Origin of the sequence: Streptomyces sp. NRRL B-24572 (assembly GCF_002156145.1) — a bacterium.
Taxonomy (GTDB): Bacteria; Actinomycetota; Actinomycetes; order Streptomycetales; family Streptomycetaceae; genus Streptomyces; species Streptomyces vietnamensis.
Map to the genome: position 1 here is coordinate 1 of NZ_MWIG01000836.1, position 2,166 is coordinate 2,166.

The 2,166-nt window shown below is 67.7% G+C and carries 1 protein-coding gene and 2 pseudogenes; 1 reads left to right on the forward strand and 2 read right to left on the reverse strand.

Translation table 11 applies throughout. The features are described 5' to 3' along the window. Positions 1–199: pseudogene (locus CCN56_RS44005) on the reverse strand (hypothetical protein); the annotation flags it as partial. Between the two features lie 382 nt (positions 200–581). On the opposite strand from CCN56_RS44005, the gene CCN56_RS36925 reads away from it, so the two are divergent. Continuing rightward, positions 582–1,472, forward strand: a complete 891-nt coding sequence (locus tag CCN56_RS36925) for an NAD(P)-dependent oxidoreductase (protein ID WP_179200125.1) — start codon at positions 582–584, stop codon at positions 1,470–1,472. A gap of 203 nt (positions 1,473–1,675) precedes the next feature. On the opposite strand, the pseudogene CCN56_RS36930 reads toward CCN56_RS36925, so the two are convergent. Then, positions 1,676–2,166 (reverse strand): annotated as a pseudogene (locus tag CCN56_RS36930) (IS5 family transposase); the annotation flags it as partial.

Sequence of the window (2,166 nt, forward strand, 5' to 3'; positions counted from 1 at the left end):
TGGCTCGTCGACGAGCCAAGAAGGCCAGATGAGCTTGGACGGCCTCGTCGGGATAGAGCGTCTTGTAGCCGAGGGTGACGTTGATGTCCTGGTGTCCAGCGATGACCTGGGCGATGTGCGGGGGCAGGCCGGTCTGGTGACCCGGGTGACGATCGCGTGGGGGTTGTCGGTCCGCCGGTCCGCGCGGCGGGCTAGACAACGTTGAAACTTCAACCAGTTGACCGGGCCCATGGGCACCGGATGCGGCCGTTGGTCCGGGGGGATGGCGCGGTTGGCGGTGTCGAGCGGTGCGGACTGGCGTGTGCACCGTGCACCGGATCCGCGCAGAACAGGTGCTCGCTGTCGTTATCGCCGACGGTCTTGGCTGGCGACAGTGAAGCCACGGCCGCAGAAACGGCGAGTAGAGGCCGATCCGTGACGAGATCGAGCAACTCTTCGACTTCGAGGCGGTCTCGCCACCGACGCTTCAAACGGTCTGATCCGTCCACCAGTGGATGTCGGTCGTCCCAGTCGGTCTCGGCTGCGCGCCTTTTGACCACCGTCCCTCGAACCTTCAGTTCCGTCGACAGAGAGGAAACGCAATGTCTGACACCACAGGAGCCAAGACGTACGACGTGGCCGTGCTCGGCTGCGGACCCATGGGCGCCGCGCTGGCCCGCAACTTCGCCGCCAAGGGCCGTAAGACGGCCGCGTGGAACCGCTCCCCGGCCAAGGCTGAGGCCCTCGCGCCCCACGGAGTGAGCCCGATCCAGGACGTCGACGAGGCCGTGCGGTCCTCGAAACTGGTGGTCGCCTGCGTCTCGACGTACGACGCGGCGCGTGAGGTGCTCGCGGGTGTCACCGACTGGAGCGGCACCACACTGGTCAACGTCGGCACCGGCGCCCCGGCACAGGCCGAGGAATGGCAGGCCTGGGCCGGGGAGCGCGGCGTTCCGTACCTCGACGGCGCGATTCTCTGCTACCCGCCGCAGATCGGCACCGAGGAGGGCCTGGTCCTCTACTCGGGCTCACCGGAGGCGTGGGCCGAACACGAGCAGACCCTGATGGCGACGGGCGTCTACGCGACGCTGGTGTCGGGCGACGTCAAGGCCGCCAGCGTGCTCGACGCCGGCATCATGGGCGCGTTCTACGTGCCGGCGCTGAGCGCCTACGTCGAGGCAGCGACCTACGCCCTGGACCAGGGCGTCGTCCCGGAGACCTTCAACGCGCTGAGCGAGATGCTCTTCCAGACCTTCGCCGTCGTGGCGGAGGAGTCGGTCGCCGCGATCGCGAGCGACCAGCACGAGACCGACATCGCCCATCTGAGCGCATACGCCGAGGGCTGCCGTGCCGGGCTCGACCTCATGCAGGCCACGGGCTTCAAGGCCCGGCTGCTCAAGGCCGCCGTGGAAAACCTGAACGAGGCCGAGAAGGCCGGCTTCGGAGGACTCGGCTTCTCCGCCCTCACGAAGGTGGCGCGTACCGGCGGCTGAGTCTCCACGCCGGGGGTCGAGCTCCGGGCCGCCCACTCACCCAACCGGGGGCTTGCGTGCACAGGAGGCACGTCCACGACCACGCCACAGCCCTGCGCCTTGATGCAGGCGCACTCCTCAAACGCAGGCTCAATGGGCCTATTCTCCCGAAGCGAAACGACAAGCAGCTCTGTCATCACAGTGACGTTCGGTTAGACCGTGTTCTATGTGGTGAGGCGGAGGAGTCGTTTGTAGCAGCAGATGGCCGCGGCGAGGCCGAGGAAGGCCAGGTAGTTGCGGGGATGGCGTTCGTAGCGGTGGTTGAGGCGGCGGTATCCGGTCAGCCAGGACATGGTCCGCTCGATCACCCACCTGCGGCGCCCGAGTCGTTCGGACGACTCGATGCCCTTGCGGGCGATGCGGACGCCGATGCGTTTCCCGCGGAGCCATTTCCGCAGCTCAGGTATGTCGTAGGCCTTGTCGGCGTGCAGGCGCTGGGGCTTGAAATGACGGCCGCGGTGGGGGTCGTGTCTCGTTTGGTGACCGAGCAGCATGGGCTTCAGGGCCTGGCTGTCGTGGGTGTTGGCGGCCGAGACGCCGACGACCAGGGGCAGTCCGTTCGCGTCCGACAGGACGTGCATCTTGGAACCCGGCTTGCCCCGGTCCACGGGGCTCGGACCGGTGAGTTCGCCCCCTTTTTCGCCCGGACGTGGGC